Source organism: Bacillus sp. Au-Bac7, from assembly GCF_021341655.1.
Lineage (GTDB): Bacteria > Bacillota > Bacilli > Bacillales > Cytobacillaceae > Niallia.
Genome location: NZ_JAJTTG010000017.1, coordinates 28,003 through 49,669, shown reverse-complemented (window position 1 = coordinate 49,669; position 21,667 = coordinate 28,003). Strand labels below are relative to the sequence as shown.

Genomic DNA, 21,667 nt, shown 5'->3' with positions numbered 1-21,667 from the left:
TATAATATCTTCATTATATCAAGGACTTTTGAACTAGGATAGTCTTTTCTGCTGGGAATATATTACGCTCTAGCCTCTTGTGTTATCGTCCTTTCCCCCTATTTTTTCAGCATGTTTCTCGTGTTACTAAATCTTTGCAAAAAAAAAAGAAACTGCTAAATCAATAGAAGTTCCTTTGCACTTTATGAGCTATTTCATATAACAAGCGACGCGATTCCTGCCTGCCCGCTTCGCCCCAACATACAGGGCTCTGTCAGCATGCCTTATCAGCGCCATTGCTTCATCAGCTTGTTCAGGAGCACATGCAAGTCCCAGTGATGCTGTGATGCTTACCTGCAATTCTTTTTGTTTTTCATCTATATTTTGTTTGATGAAAAACGGCCGGGTTTCAATCATTTTTCTTAAAAATTCTGCAAGCTCCTGTGCTTCCTCGATTTCCGTATTTTCAAGGAGAATCACAAACTCTTCTCCCCCGTATCTCGCTACCACTCCGTGTTTATCGATAAGCTTTGAGACTCTGTCTGCAAACTCTGTTAATATTTCATTTCCTGCTTGATGACCATACGTATCATTAATTGACTTAAAATGGTCAATATCAAGCATAATGACAATTAAATTGTTAATAACATTATTGTTCATCTCTGTAAATTTTGCTGTTAAGTGCTTTTCGAAATAACGGTAATTGTATAGCTTTGTCAGCGCACAGCGCTCACTCTTTTCTTTCGTTTTTTCAAAGTATCGCGCATTATCAAGAGCAACTGCAAACTGGGTGCATAACAGATCCAATATCATCAGCTTTGTATGCGCGAATGCCTTTTTTTGCACGCTTCCTAGCAGCAAGATACCTATCACACCATTGTTTTTGATGATTGGCATGCACAGCACACTTTCAATATAATCGGGCATAAAGCCTTTGTTAAGCTTTTCCCAATCTTTGCGCCTATGATAGACAGCTGGTTTTTTTGCGGCAAGTACTCGGCCAATAATTCCCTCATTTTCCTTCAGTACATCGGAAAAAATCGGGAGCTTCTTCTGCTTCTCTACCCTGGCAATCGACTCTAGCTCATTTTTGCTGTTTACTTGATCCACATACACAACATCAACCTTCATCAATTCAAATATGCTGTCGATAAACAAATTGATTGTTTCCTTTACAAATAAGGCTTGTGACAGCTGATGTCCAATTTCGGCAATTTTTTTCAAATAGTCATTGATTGATTGGCTTGAATGATACAGTCTCAATACAACAGACAGGCAGATGAAAGGAATTCCTATCAAAACGAGAGCCATTAACCCAATATCCAAGTACATAATATACAGCGCGAAGCCGACAGGATATGTAATAAGCGTAGTGAAAAACTCCCACAAAACATCCTTCGTGAGAAAATTTACTTTTCTTTTATATACTAGACGGTCAATGCAAAAAATGAAAAGCGCATTCAGAACAAAATAAATAAAAGGATAAAAAAGAATGAGCATAAAAGAGTCAAAGTGGAACAGAAGGTCCGCTCCATGGCTTCCGCCAAGACTGTAGTATATAATTCCGCTCAATACAGAAACGAGAAAGAACATTGCTGAATTCATCGGCAGCCGGAATAATGATTTTTTATCGAGACGCATCTGCAGCATTAAGGTGAACAATGCTATTTGCACAAGCACTGTCTCGATAAATAAACCAAATATCAAGAAAACGGAGATCGTTGCCCACTGCAGGAAGAAAACAGGAGTTCCATTAATCATCATTGGCATGCTTGCAACGATTGCCATAAATATTAAAAACGCAAGGACATCACCATATTCCCCCGTAATGTCTGGTGGATAGAAGTGATATGTCAGCAATAAGCCAATAGGGATAAGCACTATCCAAATTGCCCATATTATTTTTTTAGTAGATGATTTAACCAAATGCTCCACCTAATTTCTTTTCTAAAAAGATGCATTGCCTATTTGGCCTTTAACAGGCTATTATTTCATATTACGAAATTTCAAACTTTTTACCTATTAGTATTATACTATATTTTTTTATTGCAAAAATATATAAAAATTTGTAAAAAATTCTGTTACTTTCCTCCTAAATTTCGTTCTTTCCAAAAGGCAAGCACATTTGACAAGAAATACAAGGAGCCAGTGATGACCAGCAGCTCATCTTCATGAAGTCTTTCGAGTTTTTCTGTAATTAATTTTTTCCAATCATCAGTAAAGCGTTTATTTGAATGACTGCTTTCTCTAAACAGCGCTTCAGCTGCTGCTGCGCGGGGAAAGTCAAAGCTTGTGAAAGTGATGTCAGAAGCTGCTTGTCCTAACTTTTCAATCATTTTATCTGTTTTCTTATCAGATAATGCAGCAAACAAAACACTCTTCTTCTTATCTTTGTATCTTGTTTCTAAGACATCAACTAACGCCTCAACACCTTCCTGATTATGTGCACCGTCTACAAGCACATACGGGTGTTTAGAGAGAATCTCCAATCTGCCTGCCCACCGTGCTTGAAGCAATCCTGTTCTGATATCTGCTTCACTCAAGTGTAAGCTGTCTTTAAGAAGCAATGCAGCCATAACGGCAAGAGCAGCATTTTCTGCTTGATGCTCTCCTAGCATGCCAATCTGCAAATGTAGAAGTTTTGTTGCTGCTGTTTTAAAGGTGAAAACCTCTCCATCTTCATTCGATTGATAATCTTCCACCACAAAATGTTTGCCTAATAAATAGTAAGAAGCGTTTTCCTCTTTAGCTCTGCGTACAATTACTTCCTCTGATTCCTGTTGCTTGACTGCAGCAATTACCGGTGTGTTCTCTTTAATAATCCCAGCTTTTTCAAACGCAATTTCGCTGTATCTTTCTCCTAAAATAGCAGTATGGTCAAGACCGATACTTGTGATGACAGATAAGAGAGGTGTAATGATATTAGTAGAATCAAAACGACCACCTAAGCCGACTTCATACAGAACAACATCTGGTTGATGGACAAATGCAAAATAATAAAGAGACATTGCTGTAATAATCTCAAATTCTGTCGGTCCGCCTAATTCGTCTTTATCCATTTCCATAACTATCGGATAAAGAATATTAGCAAGCTCCTTAATTTCCTCGTCGGCAATCGGCACGCCATTGATGCTGATTCTTTCATTAAATTGTTCAATATATGGGGAAGTAAAGGTTCCAACTGTTAACCCGGCACTTTCCATTATATTGCGCAAATAGGCAACCGTTGAGCCTTTGCCATTTGTGCCGCCCACATGAACAGCTTTAATCTTTTTCTCTGGAAAACCAAGCTTCTCCATCATGATGTTCATTCTAGTGAGCCCAGGCTTAATTCCGAGCCTAAGCCGTCCATGTATCCACTTTAATGCCTCTTCATATGTCTGGAACATAATTTCCACCTCTTCTTGGTTTATCTTTAAATAGGGAAGACGAACCCTATGTAGGATAGGGTTCGTCTTAGTTTAAAAGGGAGGTTTTAAGCATCGCCCTTAAGTTCTTTAATTCGAGCTTCTACTGTTGCTCTTTTTTGCAGATAGTCTTGCTCTTTTGCTTTTTCTTCATTGATGACTTTCTCTGGTGCTTTGCTTACAAACCCTTGATTGCTTAGCTTCTTCTGAACTCGGTCTACTTCTTTCGTCCATTTCTCAAGCTCTTTAGTAAGACGGGCAATTTCTTCCTCCATATTGATGAGGCCTTCAAGTGGCAGAATAATTTCCACACCTGTAATAACAGAAGTCATCGCTTTATCAGGAATAGCAATATCTGTTGCGATTTCCAGCTCTTCTGGATTACAGAAACGCTCAATATATGCTTTGTTGTCTTCCAATGTAGCTTTGATTGTATCATCTTGTGCTTTCAAGAGGATTTTAATCTTCTTGCTCATTGGTGTATTTACTTCCGCACGGCTGTTTCTTACTGAACGGATAATTTCTACAAGCAGCTTCATATCGTTAGCAGCTTTATTATCTGTAAATGCTGGATTTACCTCCGGCCATGCTGCAGTTGTAATAGACTCACCTGCATGCGGCAAGTTCTGCCAGATTTCTTCTGTAATAAATGGCATGAAAGGATGCAACAATCTCATTGTATTATCCAATACATATGCAAGAATAGAACGTGTTGTCAGCTTAGCAGCTTCGTCTTCGCCATAAAGCGGCAGCTTCGCCATCTCGATATACCAGTCACAGAAATCATCCCAGATGAAGTTGTAAAGGATGCGTCCTACTTCACCGAATTCATAGCGGTCAGACAGACGTGTCACTGTTTCGATTGTTTCGTTAAGACGTGTTAAAATCCATTTGTCTGCAACAGATTTTTCTCCAGACAAGTCAATTTCTTCATATGATAAGCCGTTCATGTTCATTAAAGCAAAACGGGATGCATTCCAAATCTTGTTGGCGAAATTCCAAGTCGATTCTACCTTTTCCATGCTGAAGCGTAAGTCTTGGCCTGGCGAGCTGCCTGTTGACAAGAAGTAACGCAGGGAATCAGCACCATATTGTGCGATAACATCCATCGGATCAACACCGTTACCCAATGATTTACTCATTTTTCTGCCTTGCTCGTCACGAACAAGTCCATGGATTAATACATCATTAAACGGTCTTTCGCCAGTGAACTCAAGCCCTTGGAAAATCATGCGGGAAACCCAGAAGAAAATGATGTCATAGCCAGTAACAAGTGCAGCTGTCGGATAATAACGCTTAAAGTCAGGAGCATCTGTGTCAGGCCAATCCAATGTAGAGAACGGCCATAAGGCAGAGCTGAACCAAGTGTCTAAAACATCTGTATCTTGCTCCCAGTTTTCAATGTCACTTGGAGCCTCGTGGTTTACATACACTTCGCCTGTTTCTTTATGATACCAAGCTGGAATGCGATGACCCCACCACAGCTGACGAGAGATACACCAGTCGCGGATGTTTTCCATCCAGTGTAAATAAGTGTTTTCGAAGCGGTTCGGCACAAATTGTACTTTCTCTTCTTCGTTGTTTTGCAAAGCAACAGCTGCATCTGCTAATGGCTGCATCTTAACGAACCATTGTGTGGACAAGTATGGCTCAACAACTGCGCCGCTGCGCTCAGAATGTCCAACTGAATGCATATGCTCTTCAATTTTAAACAGAACACCTTGCTCCTCAAGATCTTTAACGATTTGCTTGCGGCATTCAAAGCGATCCATGCCTTCATATTTACCGGCACGTTCATTCATCGTTCCATCCTCATTCATTACAAGGATGCGTTCTAGATTATGACGGTTACCTACTTCAAAGTCATTCGGGTCATGTGCTGGTGTCATTTTAACAGCGCCAGAACCGAAGTCCATTTCTACATAATCATCTGCCACAATCGGAATTTCTCTTCCAACGATCGGCAGAATTACTGTTTTTCCGATTAAATGCTGGTATCTTTCATCCTTTGGATGTACAGCAACACCAGAATCACCAAGCATCGTTTCCGGACGAGTAGTAGCAACTTCAATATAGCCGGAGCCGTCAGCAAGCGGATATCTCATATGATAGAATGCACCTTGTACATCCTTGTAGATTACCTCAATATCTGACAGAGCCGTTTTTGTTGCCGGGTCCCAGTTAATGATATATTCACCACGGTAGATTAAACCTTTGTTATAAAGAGAAACGAATACTTCACGCACCGCTTTTGACAGCCCTTCATCAAGAGTGAAGCGTTCCCTTGAATAGTCTAATCCAAGTCCAAGCTTTGACCACTGTTCACGAATATGACTTGCATATTCATCTTTCCACTTCCATGTCTCTTCAACAAACTTTTCTCTTCCTAGATCATATCTGCTGACATTGTTTGCACGCAGTTTTTCTTCCACCTTTGCTTGTGTGGCAATCCCTGCATGGTCCATTCCAGGCAGCCATAGAACATCATAGCCTTGCATTCTTTTCATTCTTGTTAAGATGTCTTGTAAAGTTGTATCCCAAGCATGACCTAAATGCAGCTTCCCTGTTACGTTTGGAGGCGGAATCACGATTGTATATGGCTGTTTTCCCTCATCTGACTTTGCCTCAAAAAATTTACCTTTCAGCCACCAGTCATAGCGTCCCTTTTCGATGGATTGGGGATCGTATTTAGTCGGCATTGATAACTCGTTTGTTTCCATACCCATTATCCTCCTTGTGAGAATTTTTTCAATACTTACATTTTGGCAAATAAAAAACTCCCTTCGTCATAAAAGGACGAAGGGAGTTTTTCGCGGTACCACCTTTTTTCCAATATAAAAATATTGGCTCTTTCAAAGATGATATCGGATGCTGTCCGTCTTTCACTAATAAGCTTTCCCGTTCGCAAAAGAAGCTCGAGGGCTACCTTCCAATGTGTTGAATGGAAATCTTTCAGCATGTGATTTCCTCTCTAAAAAACAACTGGCATTGTACTACTCCCTGTCATTGCCTTTTTTATTTATTTATATAGATAATACCGAATAAAAGTTATTTTCGTCAATAAGGATAACCTTATTTTTTAAAATTTATACATACTGGCCTTAAAAGCACAGCATAGTTAATTAGCAGTACTTAACAGGTTAACCGCGCCATATATTGATAGTAAGGTTAAAAAAGGAGGTTTGTGTTCCTTGAAAAAGAAGTTTAATCCCTACACATATCCACCATGGCTTAAAGGCGTCCGCAATGCATGTGCCCGTTTTATTATACCTTTTTGCATCTTTCAGGCTGTCAGAACAATGCTTTTACCGACAACCTTTGATGTGCTGTTTTTATCTCTTTTAATCGTGCTGGCTTTGTCTATTTATCTGGAAATTATTTAAGACCCAAGATGTTAAGAATCTTGGGTCTCTTTTTGTGCTTCCTGCTGCGCTTTTTTTTCCCGCTCCATTTCGTCAATACGCATGACAATATATTCGGTATTTTTCAGCAGCCAGTATTGCTTCAATAAGCTTTGTGCATATTTGCGCTCATTCTTTTTCTTATCGCTTTTATGGTATTTTTCACATATGCGGATTACAGGTCCAGGATGTGCTAAATAGCTCAAAAAAAGCAGCATCTCATCCGACTTGAGCGGATAATAATTGAAATAAGTATAAATCCATTCTAAGCAATCATTATTCTGCTTCGGAGTGGTTTTCAGAGACCTAGCAATAAACGGAAGCAGGTCATGGCTTGGAGAGCCAAACTTGGCATTTTCAAAGTTAGTGAAATACCCATACCCTTTCTCGTCATATAAAAAATGTTCTGGCGAGATTTTCCCATGAATGATCGATACCCTTGCCTTCTCATCATCCTTTGTCTCTTCATACCATTCCTTCAGCTTCGTTTCCGAATATTTCAGCGCTTGCCTCACATCATGGTAATACATGCAGAACATCCATTGGAACGGTGACATATATTCTGTGTTTTCACACTCTTCAATATAGCCATCCAAAAATTCTTGTTCCTTTTCCAGCTCCAATAGCGTATTTTCATAATGCTCTTCCCGATCTTCCTTTTCAATTTTCACTTCCTTAGAGGATAGGACATGCAGTCTTGCGAGCTCCCTGAACATTTGCTGATGCTTCTTGAAATAATTCTCCCGCTCTTCGTTCGGAAGCCACGGCATTAAATAATAGAGCTTATGCTCATACAAGACTGCATACCTGCCATCGACTGTCGGATAAATCGGCACAATTCTGTTATATCCTTTTTGGTACAATGTCCGAACGTGCCGGATAAAATCAGAGCCTTTATGGGGATCAATCGTTTTTAGTGCAAATGTGCCTTTGCTGGAATAAATTTTCACGATTCTGCCGAACTCCTCCACAAAATGCGGCTCCACTCCGTATGGCTCTAAAATGGGTGTATATTTTTTAATCGTGTTTTTTTCACTCATATGCGCCCACACTTTCTTATTAGGAAAAAGAGATTGACTAACATCTCCTTACATGTTGATTCGGGGCCCGCTTTACCCTTTTATGTGCACCTACAAAACTTACTTTTCAGCAATTTTACCTGGGATATATAAAACTTGCCCTTCTACAACATCCTGATTGACCTCAAGGTGGTTTTCCTTCAGCAGGTTATGAACATTAACATTATAACGTTCACTTAGCTTCTCAATCGTATCTCCCTGCTGAACAATAACTACCTTTACCTTTGTATGTGTTTCTTCTTCCTTACGGGCGAAGAACTCTGTAAAGGTCAATGATTTCTTTTTCGAGAAAATTCCTTTTTTCTTCTTCGGTCCATTATCATTCTCAGAAGAGGACTCTTCAGATTCATCCTTATCGTGTTCTGAGAATTCTGCTGTTGATTCATCAAGCTTTTGCTCAGAAGATTCTGGAACAGGCTTATCGAAAACATCCTCTGCAGGGAATGTCTCTTCTGATCTAAACAAGGAAACCTTTACTTCAGGTTTATGGTCTGCAACAGGTTCAACAACAGCTGCTGGAGGCTCTTCTAATACTTCAGCCTCAGCGAATAAAGGTACATCTGTCGTCGTGTCCTCTTCCCAATCATCGTCCTTTTGCGAAGGTGCTTTGCGGACTTCCAATTCAAACGGCTCATATTCCTCCAGACCAGACTCAGCGGAAATCCGTTCTTCCTCTTCCATCAATGGACTGATTCTTTGAAACGGCTGTACTTCAATTTTAACAGGTTCTAATTCCTCTTCACTGTCCCTAAACACAGGCTCATTCTCAATCTCTTCAGCCCCAAAGTTTACATCTTCTCTGCTAGAGCCTGCAGAAAGCTCGATTTCTTCAGGCTGCTGCCTTTGTTCGTAGCCCCTTGTTAATGCTTCTAGTTCATCCTCTTGATTATTTTCCTGTTGAACAAATATCTGCTCTGCCTCTGTGCTCTCTTCTCTTGCCGGATAATGGGAAGTCCATTCATCCTCCTCAGTTTCCTCTTCTGAGGCTTGCTCTTCATTCGTTAAGCCTGCAATAGATAATTCTGCTGTAAGATTCAGACAGCTTCTTTCTGGGAAGACATAATCAAATGTTTCAATTTCAACTTCAATATCTTCGATGCTGCGAACGCGTGAGAATGGAATCGTAATGTCGACAGGGAAATGATGAAGAAACTCATTAACTCCTTCTTCCCTCTCCAAAACGGAATGAACTAACTTAGGAGCCTTAAATACCTCCTCTTCTTCTGGCTGATTTGTCTGTGTTCGATTGTATTCACCTGTCAATTCTAATGATCCTTGAATGGTAATATACTGATCGTTTTCTTGGATGGTTATATTCGGGTCTAGTGAAATAGACAGCAGATCCTCTACTTCCTGTCCTTTTTGAAACCAGACTGACTCTTCCAACGAAAACCGTAAGATAGACGAATTTTCTTGAGACAAAGCGACTCCTCCCTTCATTCCTTTCACGTATAATCACTATGTCAATTACAATTTATGAACAGAAATGCCCTTTTATGAATATTTCTTTGTATAGAAAGTCTATGAATTTAAAAACAAAAAAATCCAAAGCGCCTGCAATAGCACTTTGGATTTTTATGGATAAATTATTTCAACTTAGAAAAAGCAATTTCTGCTGCTTTTATTGTGTGGTCAATATCTTCCTCGCTTAAAGCAGTTGATAGGAACAAACCTTCAAACTGAGATGGCGGCAGGAATACACCTTGCTCGAGCATTTCATTATAAAATGCAGCAAAGTAATCTAGATTGGAAGTTTTCGCACTTTCATAATCAACTACCTCTTCGTTTGTGAAGAAGAAGCCAATCATAGAACCGGCACGATTAATTGTAAATGGAATCTCGTATTTTTCAGCCGCAGCCTTTAGGCCTGCTTCAAGCTTATCTGCTTTAAGAATGAAATCTTTATAGCTTTCAGGCGTCAATTGGGACAATGTCTCGTAGCCTGCTGTCATTGCCAGCGGATTACCTGATAATGTACCTGCTTGATAAATCGGTCCGCTTGGAGCAACTTGATTCATGATTTCTGCTTTTCCGCCGTACGCGCCAACTGGGAGTCCTCCGCCAATAACCTTGCCAAGGCAAGTAAGATCAGGCGTAATACCGAAATAGCCTTGGGCACAGCCATAGTCTACACGGAAGCCTGTCATAACCTCATCAAAAATCAGCAATGCGCCGTATTGTTCTGTTATTTCACGCAGCCCTTGCAGGAAGCCATCCTTAGGAGGCACTACGCCCATATTACCAGCTACTGGCTCTACGATGATGCCGGCGATGTCATCTCCAAAGGTTTCGAAGGCATACTTAATGCTTTCTAGGTCATTGTAGGCTACTGTAATAGTGTTTGCTGCAACTCCTTCTGGAACGCCTGGGCTGTCTGGCAAGCCTAGTGTTGCAACTCCTGAACCTGCTTTAATTAAAAGAGAGTCGCCATGGCCGTGGTAGCAGCCCTCAAACTTGATGATTTTATTTCGGCCAGTATAGCCTCTAGCCAGCCTGATTGCACTCATTGTCGCCTCAGTTCCTGAGGATACCATGCGGATGATTTCAATGCTTGGCACTCTTTCCTTAACTAGCTTAGCAAGCTCAGTCTCGATTAAAGTTGGTGCTCCAAAGCTTGTCCCCTGCTCTGCAACTTTTTTTATTCCTTCGACTACCTGATCATTGGCATGCCCTAAGATAAGGGGACCCCATGACAGAACATAGTCAATGTATTCATTGCCATCAATATCGTAAATTTTTGAGCCTTTTCCTGAGTTCATAAACACAGGATTCCGCTTCACAGATTTAAAGGCACGAACAGGGCTGTTTACCCCGCCTGGCATTAATTCGACTGCTTCTTTGTATGCTTTCTCTGACTTTTCATATGAACGCATGCTATCCCTCTTTTCTTATTGTTCTTTCAACCAGCGAGCAACATCTTTCGCAAAATAAGTCATAATTAAATCTGCACCTGCACGCTTCATGCTTACCATCATTTCCATCACGATTCTTTCTTCATCTATCCAGCCATTTTGTGCTGCAGCTTTAACCATGCTGTATTCTCCACTTACATTATAAATCACGATTGGCATTTTCAACGTGTTTTTCATATCACGGACAATATCCAAATATGGCATACCAGGCTTAACAATCATGAAATCCGCGCCTTCTTCCACATCTGATTCAGCTTCTCTCAAAGCTTCCATACGGTTAGCAGGATCCATTTGATATGCTTTGCGGTCACCAAATTGCGGAGTGCTGTCAGCTGCTTCTCTGAATGGTCCGTAGAATGCAGATGAATATTTCACTCCGTATGACATGATTGGTGTATCTAAATAACCTGCTTCATCAAGACCTTTGCGAATCGCAGCGACAAAGCCGTCCATCATATTGGAAGGAGCGATAATGTCTGCACCTGCTTCAGCCTGGCTTACAGCTGTTTTCACAAGCAACTCTAATGATTCATCATTCAAGACACGGCCGCTCTCGACAATGCCGCAATGTCCATGACTTGTATATTCACAAAGACAAGTATCCGCGATGATAACAATCTCCGGATAGTTACTCTTAATAAACCGAATTCCTTCTTGCACGATACCGTGATCATGAAATGCCTGTGTTCCGCATTCATCCTTTTCTAACGGTATTCCAAACAAAAGCACTGATTTAATACCAAGGCTTTGCACCTCGTCCATTTCCTCTTTCAAGCGGTCAATCGACAGGTTATAGATACCTGGCATTGATGAGATTTCCCGCTTAATGTTTTCACCCTCAGCAATGAAAATTGGATAAATCAAATCATCTACATGAACATGCGTTTCCCTTACTAATGCTCTCATGCTTGCAGATTGACGAAGTCTGCGGTGACGTTTAAATTGTAATGACATGTTTGTTCTCCCCTATTCTGTTAAATATTGAACTAATTGCTCCAGCATGCTGTCTACTGTAAAATTGTCGGGAAAAATGTGAACATTTATTCCATTATCAGCTAGTTTTTTCTTTGTTATCGGACCTATGCATCCGATGATGCAGTCCTTTATATAATCGTAAAGGTTGTATGTATGGACTACATCCATAAAATATTCCACTGTGGATGAACTTGTAAACAAAAGCACATCCAAACTTCGCTTCTTTAAAGCCTCTACTAATAGAGTCTCGCTCTCCTTTGGAAAGTAAGTTTCATAAATGATTGCTTCCTCTGCCGCAATCCCTGCCGCACAGAGGCTTTTGTAAAGAACGTTTCTTGCTAAGCTGCCCTTTATAATAAGAACCTGTTCATTTTTTGCTACTTCCTTTGCGAATTCCTGAGCAAATGTTTCAGCAACAAACGAGGACGGAATAAAAGCAGCCTTATGGCCATATTTGGCTAATGTTTCGGCTGTTTTATCCCCAATTACCGCAATCCTATATAAAGAGTCTTTAAGCTCCATTGTTGAAAAAAAAGCGTTCACTCCATTGCTGCTTGTAAATACTAGCCAATCATAAACGCCTTCTTTAAGCTTTGCTTGCATATTACTAGCTAATGGGAGGCTGCGAAAGGCAAGTAACGGTATCTCGACAGGCGCGCCTCCCAATTGCTTAATTGTTGCAGAAAGTTCAGTAGCTTGTTTTTTCGCGCGGGGAACCAGAATGCTTTTGCCGTGCAGCGGCTTAAGCATCAATAATATTCTCTTCTTTCAGACGATCAATTAATTTCTTTGCTCCGCGCTCTGTAAGAATTTCTGCAGCCTGTTCACCGAGTTCTACAGGGTTTGTACCTGTCAGTACCTCTTTAAACACCGTTTTGCCATCTGGAGAGGTAACAAGGGCTGTCAATGTCAGCTCCTCGTTATTAACCATTGTGGCAAATCCGGCAATCGGAACTTGGCAGCCGCCATCCATTTTGTTTAAGAAGGCTCTTTCAGCATAAACTGTTTTCGTCGTTTCCTCAGATGATAGCTTGCTTAATAATTCGAGCACTTCCTTATCATCTTCTCTGCATTCAATAGATAATGCACCTTGACCTACTGCCGGCAAGCATGTTTCTGGATCAAGAAACTCTGTAACAACATCGCTTGTCCAGCCCATTCTCGCTAACCCTGCAGCTGCAAGAATAATTGCATCATATTCCTCTGTTTCCAGCTTCTTTAATCGTGTATCAATATTTCCACGAATCCATTTGATTTCCAAATCCGGTCTTACAGCTAACAGCTGAGCACCGCGTCTTAAGCTGCTCGTCCCAATAATAGCGCCTTCCTTCAAGTCCTTTAATGGAATATGGCCTTTTGAGATAAGCGCGTCGCGATGGTCCTCTCTTTCTGGAATACAGCCGATTGTAAGTCCCGGCGGCAGTACTGCAGGCATATCTTTCATGCTGTGCACTGCGATGTCAATTTCCTTATCAAGCATCGCTTGCTCAATTTCTTTGACAAACAGTCCTTTTCCGCCAACCTTTGATAACGTAACATCAAGGACGACATCACCTTTTGTAACCATTTCCTTAATTTCAAATTCATATGACGGGTCTAATCTTTTCAGTTGATTAATAACCCATTTCGTTTGTGTTATCGCTAATTTGCTTCGTCTTGAACCGACAATAATTTTCCGCATAAGTATGCCTCCAGCTTCAACTTTTAGCCGCTTTTCGTCGGCTTATGTAGCTTTATCACTTATAGTGAAACGTTGAAAAATTCCCTATTAAAAAGAAGTTAATCAACAATACTAAAAAACATGCAATATTAAAGAAAGCAATTCCTTTTCCTACTAGTTTGTGCGTTACCCTTATATATAAACAGCATCCGTAAATAAATAGGACTAAAAAGGAACCAAGAATTTTCGGATCATACCAGATAAACCCTGGCGCTTGAACACTTGCCCATTGAATTCCCAGTATCAAGGAAATCAGCAATGTAGGCACACTGAACACATTAAACAAATAGGAGAGGTTTTCTAACCTCGATAAGTCGGGAATGCGCCGCAGCCTTTTTCCCCATGCTTTCTTTTTTAAAAGATTATATTGAACACAATACAGTAAAGAAAAAATAAAAGATAATGAAAAGCCCCCGTACGCAAGCAACGCTGCTGTAATATGAATAAAAAGCAGCTCTGAAACAACTTGCTTGGCCATTTCTGTTCCCTCGCTCATCGGCGCAAACGTATGGATGGCCATAATAATAAACCCAAGTACATTTGTAAAAAAGACAATAAAGTCTATTTTCAGCAGCTTGTTAATTAAAAGCGAAAAGGAAACTAAGACCCATGTGTAGAAATACAGTCCTTCCATAATAGTCAGCACCGGAAACCGTTTTGTCTGCATCATGTAAATAAACAGAAACGAAGTCTGCAGGAGCCAAACAACGGAAAGTAACCAGAAAGCTGCTCTATTGGCTTTCTGGTTATTATGCATAAAATCAAAAAAGTATAAGAGCACAGATATTGCATAAAGAATAATCGTTAATTCATGAAGTCTTGTCAAATAAGCATCTGTCATATATGTGTTTCCCCTTTAACAATTAAGGCCTTGTGTAAAGATTGCTTCCATATACTATAATGCCAAAACTCTTATAAACAATCTAGCTTTCAGGTTGATTTTTTAACCTTGAAAGTTTGGCTGTAAAGAAGAAACTGTTTTCTTGTCTTCCTTCACAACTGTTGCTTGAGAATGGACATCCTGCTCTAAATTAAAAATTTTAACGAACAGCTCCATCGCCTTTTCTCGATCATCGGAAGAGGCAAGTTCTTTCGCATGAAGGATTGGATCCTTTAGCATTTGATTAATGATGCTTTTCGTATGTTTATTTAAGACTTTCTTATCACGGTCACTTAAATGAGGCAGCTTTCTTTCAATGCTCTTCATCGTTTCTCCCTGGATTGCCAAAGCTTTATCGCGAAGGGCAGAAATCACTGGAACGATTCCTAATAAATGAAGCCATTCATTAAACTCTACAATTTCTGTTTCAATCATAAGCATGATTTTTGCTGCTTCTTTTTGACGCTCTTGAAGGTTTGCTTCCACAATCCCTTCCAAGTCATCTATATCATATAAAAACACACTATCCAACTCTGCTAGTGCAGGGTCTAAATCACGAGGAACAGCAATATCAACCATAAATAACGGTTTACCTTTGCGAATCTTTTCCACTGTATTCATCATACTTTTCGTAATGACAAACGAGCTTGCACCAGTAGAGCTGATAAGAATGTCAGCATCAATCAATGCACATTGAAGCTCACTCAATGACTTCGCCTGACCTTCAAACCGGTCTGCAAGGCTTTGTGCCTTTTCAAAAGTGCGGTTAATGACCGTCACGTTTTTAGCTCCATTGCTGTACAGGTTCTGAATTGCCAGCTCGCCCATCTTCCCCGCACCTAATATGAGTACATTTTTGTTCTCTAAAGTTCCGAAAATCTTTTTCGCCAATTCTACAGCCGCATAGCTGACAGAAACTGCATTAGCACCGATATCTGTTTCTGTATGAGCCTTTTTCGCAAGCGTAATAGCCTGCTTGAACAACTGGTTAAAGACTGTGCCAGAAGACTGAATGGATTGGGCTTCTAGAAAACTTGCACGCACTTGCCCAAGAATTTGAGTTTCCCCTACCACCATAGAATTTAATCCGCACGCAACTTGAAAAAGATGGTTCATAGCTCCATCCTGTTCGTATACAAATATATATGGACTGAATTCTGACTGGTCAATCTCAAACCATTCAGACAAAAATTCTTTTATATAATAACGACCAGTATGCAATTGGTCGACAACAGCATAAATTTCTGTACGATTGCAAGTAGAAATGATGATATTCTCTAATATGCTTTTTTTCTTTTGCAACTGACTCATCGCTTCCCCTATTTTCGAAGAGTCAAATGTTAACCGTTCTCTAATTTCTACTGGGGCCGTTTTATAATTTAGTCCAACCACAACTATATGCATAAGTAAATGACACCCCCAAAGGATTTCAACCAAAAATCGATTCTTTATTTATAATAATTCTAAACATGTACTTATTATAACAAAAAAACACTAATTATGGGCAAGAAATATGCTTTTAATTGTGAACAAATTGTGAATTGATATGTTAACATATAGTATTATTGGCAAAGTCAGTTTTATACTATGTGTATTTACTAGTAATAGTGTATGCCAAAATCATCTATTAAAACAGCTTTTTTTGTTTTTTGCTGTTCAAAAAACAGCCTATCTAATACTATCTACTCAATGTACAGTAACAAAGATATCGGTTGTATTCAAGCTTGTATTACTGGAAACGGAGGAAATATGAAATCTTATAAATTATTTACTGGTGTTGTGCTAGTTGGATTCGGATTATACTTTTTACTAAATGAATTAAATATGTCTCCATTCCCTGACTTTTATTCTTGGCCTACATTGCTAATCATCGTTGGCCTTGCCTTTTTATGTCAAGGCTTTATAGGCAAGGATCATGGCTCTATCTTGCCTGGGGTGATTTTAACAGGGTTTGGCCTTCACTTTCACCTTGTTAATAAACTGGCGATTTGGCCGGATGATACGGGAACATTTTTATTGATTATCGCGTTAGGGTTTATTCTCTTCAATCAAAGAGCAGGTTCGGGCCTGGTAAATGGTGTGCTGTTTCTACTGTTGGCAGGCTTGCTGCTTTTTTACGAAGAAATAGTGGCTTCCATTACGTTCATCCATATCGGTGAAAGTACACTGAAATTCTTTACACCGCTTTTATTCCTGCTTATTGGCGGATATTTTCTGCTTTCGAAACGGAAATAAAGCAAAACAGATAGCTAAAGCTATCTGTTTTTTTATACTTCAATAATGATCGGCAGGATCATCGGTTTTCTTTTCGTTTGATGGAAGATATACTGGCCTGCAGCTTTGCGCACTTCCTGCTTAATGGCACCCCATTGATTTTTACCTCTTGCGTCAATGCTCATGACTGCTTCTTTAATAAGGCGGTTTACCTCCCGAAGGAGATCTTCGGCATCTCGTACGTATACAAAGCCTCTTGAAATAGTATCTGGCTCTGCAATCAGCTTTTTCTCATGCTTGCTCATTGTCAGCACGATTACAAGCATTCCATCCTCAGCAAGCTGCTTGCGGTCCCGAAGTACTACCTCGCCGACATCCCCTACACCAACACCATCAACATAGGTGTTGCCAGCATGGACATTTCTTGTAAATCTTGCTTTTTTATCTTGAATGTCGACAACGTCACCATTGCCGATAATAAAAGTGTTGCCTTCCTCTACACCGACTGATTCAGCAAGGCTACGGTGCTGGTTAAGCATTCTGTATTCACCGTGTATTGGGATGAAATAGTGCGGCCTCATCAATGTCAGCATAAGCTTTAAATCTTCTTGGTACCCATGTCCCGAAACATGCATGCCAGACATGCTGCCAGAACCGTAAATTACATTTGCTCCGATTGCAAAGAAGTTGTCCACAATTCGCGAAACATATCTTTCATTTCCTGGAATTGGACCGGCAGCAAAAATAACGGTATCACCGCGAAGCACTTCAACTCCCCGAAAATTTCCAGTCGATAATCTGGCAAGTGCAGCTAATGGTTCTCCCTGACTGCCTGTACAAAGTATCGCGACCTTTTCTGGAGGGAATAGTTCAATCTGGTCCTGGTCGATTAACAGACCTTCTGGAACTTGTAAGTAGCCACGAGTCATCGCAACCTCCACGACATTAAGCATGCTTCTGCCAAGAAGAGCAAGCTTGCGATTTGTATCGATTGCTGCATCCACAACTTGCTGTACCCTGTTAATATTGGAAGCAAATGTTGACAAAATTACTTTTCTTTCTGCTTTTCGGAAGGCTTCAAGAATATGGCTGCCTACTAATTGTTCAGATGGAGACAGGCCAGGCCGTTCAGCATTCGTGCTTTCAGATATAAGCAATAAAACTCCTTCTGAACCGATTTGAGCCATTTTATGTATATCTGAGTGTTCCTTATTCGCAGGGGTTAGATCGAACTTAAAGTCTCCCGTGTGCACAATATTTCCAAGTGGGGTACGAAATACGATGCCTACACAATCAGGAATACTGTGATTCACCTTGAAAAATTCGGCTTTAATTTCGTCAAATGTTAATTGTGAGCTATTAGTAATCTCAATCAATTCTGTATCCCCTGCAAGACCATGTTCCTTAAGCTTTAGTTCAATAAGGCCAAGAGTAAATTTTGTTCCATAAACAGGTACATTTAATTGTTTCAAAAAATAAGGGATGCCGCCAATATGATCCTCATGACCATGTGTGACAATAAGTGCCTTCACTTTCTCCTTATTTTCTACTAAATAACTGATATCAGGGATTATTAAATCGATTCCAAGCAGACTTTCATCAGGAAATTTGTTTCCGCAGTCAATTGCTAAGATTGTGTCCCCATATTCCAATACGTACATGTTTTTTCCAATTTCATTTAAACCGCCTAAAGCAAATATGGATATTGGTTTCTCACTTGTCACAAGTTACTCCTCCTACTAAGCCATGATTTGCTAATAGCTTTTCCTGTTTCCGCCCTTTTTATTATCCTTCTGGTGATTTTCCCATAAATAAAAAAGCCAAATCGTTGTCCGATTTGGCTTTTTTGCATTTTAGTTTTTGGAAAGGTACTGCAGCAATGACCAGACTTTATCTTTCCCTTCTCCTGTTTCACTTGAGAAGAGGATAAGATGGTCGTCTTTGCTAAGATCTAAAGTTTCCCGTGTGACTTTTAAATGCTTTTGCCATTGGGATTTAGAAATTTTGTCTGCTTTTGTTGCAATGATTACTGCCGGTATACCATAATGTTTGAGAAACTCATACATCGTGACATCATCTGCAGTTGGGGCATGTCTAATGTCTGTAATCAAGACAACTGCTTTAAGCTGCTCTCTTGTCGTAAAATATGTTTCGAGCATCTTGCCCCATGCTTCCCGCTCCTTCTTGGATACTTTTGCGTATCCGTAGCCAGGAACGTCTACAAAGTGAAGCATTTCGTTAATTAAGTAAAAATTTAATGTCTGCGTTTTCCCTGGCTTGGAGGAAATACGAGCAAGCGCCTTTCTGCCAAGCATTTTATTAATAAAGGAAGACTTTCCTACATTTGATCTGCCAGCTAACGCGAATTCAGGTAAATCTGTTTCCGGGTATTGATGTGGCTTTACTGCACTAATTACTATTTCTGCACTATTTACTTTCAAGAATTTACACTTCCGTTCAGAGCATGTTTTAACACTTCGTCCACATGAGAAACAAGAATAAAATTCAGTTCCTCTCGGACACTTTCTGGTATATCATCTAAGTCTTTCTCATTATCCTTCGGAGCAATGATGGTCGTCAAGCCTGCACGATGGGCGCTGAGTGACTTTTCCTTCAAACCGCCAATTGGCAGAACTCTGCCGCGCAACGTTACTTCCCCTGTCATGCCTACTTCTCTTTTAATCGGTCTACCAGACAGTGCGGAAACAAGAGCTGTCACCATCGTAATACCTGCGGACGGTCCATCTTTTGGCACCGCTCCTTCTGGGACGTGGATATGAATGTCATACTTCTCATGGAATTTCGAGTCAATGCCCAGCTCTTCCGCTTTAGAGCGAATATAGCTGAATGCTGCCTGTGCTGATTCCTTCATAACATCACCCAGTTTCCCTGTAAGGACAAGCTTACCTTTACCAGGAGCTAATGATACTTCTATTTGCAGCGTATCTCCGCCGACTGTCGTGTATGCAAGTCCTGTCGCAACACCAACTTGATCCTCAAGTTCTGCCTGACCATATCTAAAGATAGGCTTACCTAGAAATTCTACCACATTTTTGCTTGTTAAAATTACTTTTTTCTTTTCTTCTGATACAATCATTCTCGCTGTTTTGCGGCAAATCGTCGCGATTTGACGCTCCAAGCTTCTTACGCCTGCTTCTCGGGTATAATGGCGGACAATATTTTGAATGGCATCTTCCCTGATTTGCAGCTGTCCTTTTGTAAGTCCATGGTCTTTAATCTGTTTAAGCAGCAAATGATCTTTGGCAATATGGATTTTTTCCAGCTCTGTGTATCCGGAAATATTTATTATTTCCATACGGTCACGAAGCGGTCCTGGAATAGTTGCCAAATTATTAGCTGTTGCAATGAACATTACATTGGAAAGATCATAAGTTTCTTCAATATAATGATCGCTGAAGTTATGGTTTTGTTCTGGGTCTAGCACTTCCAGCATTGCAGAAGAAGGGTCTCCTCTAAAGTCGTTCGACATTTTATCGATTTCATCCAATAGGAATACTGGATTAATGGTTCCTGCCTTTTTCATCCCTTGAATGATGCGGCCAGGCATCGCCCCGACATATGTCCTTCTATGACCTCTAATCTCAGACTCGTCTCTGACTCCTCCGAGGGAGATGCGTACAAAGTTTCGGTTAAGAGATTTAGCAATGGAGCGTGCTAAGCTCGTTTTTCCGACTCCCGGAGGTCCTGCCAAGCAAAGGATTGGTCCTTTAAGGGAATTGGTTAAGCTTTGAACGGCCAAATATTCCAAAACCCGTTCCTTCACCTTTTCAAGACCGTAGTGATCTTGATCAAGGATTTTTTCAGCTTTTATTATATTTAAATCATCTTCTGTCGCATTGCTCCACGGTAATGCTAAGAGCCAGTCAATATAATTTCGGATAACAGAGCTTTCTGCTGATGTAGACGGAATCTTTTCATAACGGTCTAATTCTTTCAGCGCTGCAGCCTTAACATGCTCAGGCATTCCGGCCTGCTCTATCTTTTCGCTTAGTGTACTGACTTCTCCGCTTTTTCCATCTTTATCGCCAAGCTCTTTTTGGATCGCTTTCATTTGCTCACGCAAATAGTATTCCTTTTGCGTTCTTTCCATGGATTTCTTCACACGCTGTCCTATTTTCTTTTCTAAGTTAAGGACTTCTTTTTCATTATGAATGATATCAATCACATGATTCATGCGCTCTTTATTATCTAATGTTTCCAGAATCTGCTGTTTTTCCTTCAATTTAATCGGCAAGTGGGAGGCGATAATATCAGCCATTCTTCCCGGTTCCTCCATGTCAGAAACAGTTGCATACGTTTCACTGGAAATCTTTTTGGAGATTTTTATGTATTGCTCAAAGTACTGAAGCATTGTCCGCATTAATGCCTCGTCCTCTACATCCTTAGAAGTGTTCTCTTCCATCACTTTAAGAGATGCGGCATAATAGCCGTCCTCTTCCGACAACTCCACTAATTCGGCACGCTTCAGACCTTCCACTAAGACACGAATTGTACCGTTAGGAAGCTTCAGCATTTGCTTGACCTTAGTCAGTGTTCCAACCTTGTATAAATCCTCCTCAGCAGGATCATCAATATCAATATCCTTTTGCATTGTTAGAAAAATCAGGTGGTCTTCCACCATTGCTTTTTCAAGTGCCTGCACCGACTTTTCTCTACCAACATCCAAGTGTAATACCATTGTTGGATAAACAAGTAATCCTCGAAGCGGCAGGAGGGGTACTAATGTATTCTTTTTTTCCTCCATGACGTTGCACCTCCAGCATCGCATTTCATACTTTGTACAATTCTATCCTATTTAGGAAAAAGTGTCTATTAACTAGGGTTATTATAGGAAAAAAGGAAATAGAACTCACTTGCCCTCATTATTTTTACTTAAGAATTGTAAGCATGCTTGCCGATGTTCTTGTATTCGTATTGAAATATTGCATGATTGTATAAGTTGTAAGTTACCACTCTTACTTATGTCATAATGTTATTATTTTAACAAATGGGCTGTATTATGTCTCTTTTCTGTAAAAGAATTAGCAAACCTTCTGTCGCTTACATTATAAAGCATCTTTGCCTGCTGTTAAATTAATT

Annotated in this window: 16 protein-coding genes and 1 other annotated feature; of the genes, 2 read left to right on the top strand and 14 right to left on the bottom strand. The window is 40.2% G+C overall.

Annotated features, from left to right (window positions below):
• Positions 1–189 precede the first annotated feature (189 nt).
• The 3 genes from LXM54_RS24320 to LXM54_RS24310 form a co-directional block, all read right to left on the bottom strand.
• Complete coding sequence (locus tag LXM54_RS24320; RefSeq protein ID WP_442780542.1) at positions 190–1,914, bottom strand: sensor domain-containing diguanylate cyclase; 1,725 nt, start codon at positions 1,912–1,914, stop codon at positions 190–192.
• Positions 1,915–2,060: 146 nt separating this feature from the next.
• Entirely contained in the window at positions 2,061–3,368 is a 1,308-nt protein-coding gene (locus LXM54_RS24315; RefSeq protein WP_233318368.1) for a bifunctional folylpolyglutamate synthase/dihydrofolate synthase, read from the bottom strand.
• A gap of 86 nt (positions 3,369–3,454) precedes the next feature.
• Positions 3,455–6,106, bottom strand: coding sequence for a valine--tRNA ligase (locus LXM54_RS24310; protein WP_233318366.1), 2,652 nt, complete (start codon positions 6,104–6,106; stop codon positions 3,455–3,457).
• 69 nt (positions 6,107–6,175) lie between these two features.
• Positions 6,176–6,402: a binding site (T-box leader), on the bottom strand.
• Positions 6,403–6,577: 175 nt separating this feature from the next.
• On the opposite strand from LXM54_RS24310, the gene LXM54_RS24305 reads away from it, so the two are divergent.
• The gene (locus tag LXM54_RS24305) at positions 6,578–6,769 is read left to right on the top strand and encodes a hypothetical protein (RefSeq protein ID WP_233318357.1); all 192 of its coding nucleotides are present in this window, start codon (positions 6,578–6,580) and stop codon (positions 6,767–6,769) included.
• An 11-nt stretch (positions 6,770–6,780) separates the two neighbouring features.
• On the opposite strand, the gene ysxE is transcribed toward LXM54_RS24305, so the two are convergent.
• From ysxE to hemA, 8 genes are all read right to left on the bottom strand, one after another.
• The gene (gene ysxE, locus LXM54_RS24300) at positions 6,781–7,827 is read right to left on the bottom strand and encodes a spore coat protein YsxE (RefSeq protein WP_233318356.1); all 1,047 of its coding nucleotides are present in this window, start codon (positions 7,825–7,827) and stop codon (positions 6,781–6,783) included.
• Between the two features lie 99 nt (positions 7,828–7,926).
• Positions 7,927–9,288: a stage VI sporulation protein D gene (gene spoVID / locus LXM54_RS24295; RefSeq protein WP_233318346.1), complete on the bottom strand. Its 1,362-nt coding sequence runs from the start codon at positions 9,286–9,288 to the stop codon at positions 7,927–7,929.
• A 164-nt stretch (positions 9,289–9,452) separates the two neighbouring features.
• Complete coding sequence (hemL, locus tag LXM54_RS24290) at positions 9,453–10,739, bottom strand: glutamate-1-semialdehyde 2,1-aminomutase (protein WP_233318344.1); 1,287 nt, start codon at positions 10,737–10,739, stop codon at positions 9,453–9,455.
• Positions 10,740–10,754: 15 nt separating this feature from the next.
• Positions 10,755–11,732 carry a porphobilinogen synthase gene (hemB, locus tag LXM54_RS24285; RefSeq protein WP_233318341.1) on the bottom strand — a complete coding sequence of 326 codons (978 nt, stop codon included), beginning with the start codon at positions 11,730–11,732 and terminating at the stop codon, positions 10,755–10,757.
• Positions 11,733–11,744: 12 nt separating this feature from the next.
• The gene (locus tag LXM54_RS24280) at positions 11,745–12,503 is read right to left on the bottom strand and encodes a uroporphyrinogen-III synthase (protein ID WP_233318420.1); all 759 of its coding nucleotides are present in this window, start codon (positions 12,501–12,503) and stop codon (positions 11,745–11,747) included.
• On the bottom strand, positions 12,496–13,434 hold the full coding sequence (hemC, locus tag LXM54_RS24275) for a hydroxymethylbilane synthase (RefSeq protein ID WP_233318339.1): 939 nt from the start codon (positions 13,432–13,434) through the stop codon (positions 12,496–12,498). The genes LXM54_RS24280 and hemC overlap by 8 nt, the downstream gene beginning before the upstream one ends.
• Before the next feature lie 55 nt (positions 13,435–13,489).
• Entirely contained in the window at positions 13,490–14,314 is an 825-nt protein-coding gene (locus tag LXM54_RS24270; protein ID WP_233318338.1) for a cytochrome C assembly family protein, read from the bottom strand.
• Positions 14,315–14,416: 102 nt separating this feature from the next.
• Positions 14,417–15,757, bottom strand: a complete 1,341-nt coding sequence (gene hemA / locus LXM54_RS24265) for a glutamyl-tRNA reductase (RefSeq protein ID WP_233318336.1) — start codon at positions 15,755–15,757, stop codon at positions 14,417–14,419.
• A 345-nt stretch (positions 15,758–16,102) separates the two neighbouring features.
• Between hemA and LXM54_RS24260 the strand changes: the two genes are divergently transcribed.
• A complete protein-coding gene (locus tag LXM54_RS24260; RefSeq protein ID WP_233318334.1) occupies positions 16,103–16,588 on the top strand; it encodes a LiaI-LiaF-like domain-containing protein in 486 nt (161 codons plus the stop codon).
• 32 nt (positions 16,589–16,620) lie between these two features.
• On the opposite strand, the gene LXM54_RS24255 is transcribed toward LXM54_RS24260, so the two are convergent.
• The 3 genes from LXM54_RS24255 to lon all read right to left on the bottom strand — a co-directional run bounded on the left by LXM54_RS24255 (position 16,621) and on the right by lon (position 21,332).
• Entirely contained in the window at positions 16,621–18,228 is a 1,608-nt protein-coding gene (locus LXM54_RS24255) for a ribonuclease J (protein ID WP_233318418.1), read from the bottom strand.
• Positions 18,229–18,420: 192 nt separating this feature from the next.
• Positions 18,421–19,008 carry a ribosome biogenesis GTP-binding protein YihA/YsxC gene (gene yihA / locus LXM54_RS24250; protein WP_233318331.1) on the bottom strand — a complete coding sequence of 196 codons (588 nt, stop codon included), beginning with the start codon at positions 19,006–19,008 and terminating at the stop codon, positions 18,421–18,423.
• Positions 19,005–21,332: an endopeptidase La gene (gene lon / locus LXM54_RS24245; RefSeq protein ID WP_233318329.1), complete on the bottom strand. Its 2,328-nt coding sequence runs from the start codon at positions 21,330–21,332 to the stop codon at positions 19,005–19,007. The genes yihA and lon overlap by 4 nt, the downstream gene beginning before the upstream one ends.
• Positions 21,333–21,667: the final 335 nt, after the last annotated feature.

Excerpts from the sequence above, each read along its gene's own strand:
- hemC (WP_233318339.1), bottom strand. The coding sequence starts at position 13,434 with ATGCGGAAAATTATTGTCGGTTCAAGACGAAGCAAATTAGCGATAACA.
- ysxE (WP_233318356.1), bottom strand. The coding sequence starts at position 7,827 with ATGAGTGAAAAAAACACGATTAAAAAATATACACCCATTTTAGAGCCA.
- LXM54_RS24260 (WP_233318334.1), top strand. The coding sequence starts at position 16,103 with ATGAAATCTTATAAATTATTTACTGGTGTTGTGCTAGTTGGATTCGGA.
- hemA (WP_233318336.1), bottom strand. The coding sequence starts at position 15,757 with ATGCATATAGTTGTGGTTGGACTAAATTATAAAACGGCCCCAGTAGAA.
- LXM54_RS24280 (WP_233318420.1), bottom strand. The coding sequence starts at position 12,503 with ATGCTTAAGCCGCTGCACGGCAAAAGCATTCTGGTTCCCCGCGCGAAA.
- LXM54_RS24270 (WP_233318338.1), bottom strand. The coding sequence starts at position 14,314 with ATGACAGATGCTTATTTGACAAGACTTCATGAATTAACGATTATTCTT.
- hemL (WP_233318344.1), bottom strand. The coding sequence starts at position 10,739 with ATGCGTTCATATGAAAAGTCAGAGAAAGCATACAAAGAAGCAGTCGAA.
- LXM54_RS24310 (WP_233318366.1), bottom strand. The coding sequence starts at position 6,106 with ATGGAAACAAACGAGTTATCAATGCCGACTAAATACGATCCCCAATCC.
- lon (WP_233318329.1), bottom strand. The coding sequence starts at position 21,332 with ATGGAGGAAAAAAAGAATACATTAGTACCCCTCCTGCCGCTTCGAGGA.
- LXM54_RS24315 (WP_233318368.1), bottom strand. The coding sequence starts at position 3,368 with ATGTTCCAGACATATGAAGAGGCATTAAAGTGGATACATGGACGGCTT.
- LXM54_RS24255 (WP_233318418.1), bottom strand. The coding sequence starts at position 18,228 with ATGTACGTATTGGAATATGGGGACACAATCTTAGCAATTGACTGCGGA.
- hemB (WP_233318341.1), bottom strand. The coding sequence starts at position 11,732 with ATGTCATTACAATTTAAACGTCACCGCAGACTTCGTCAATCTGCAAGC.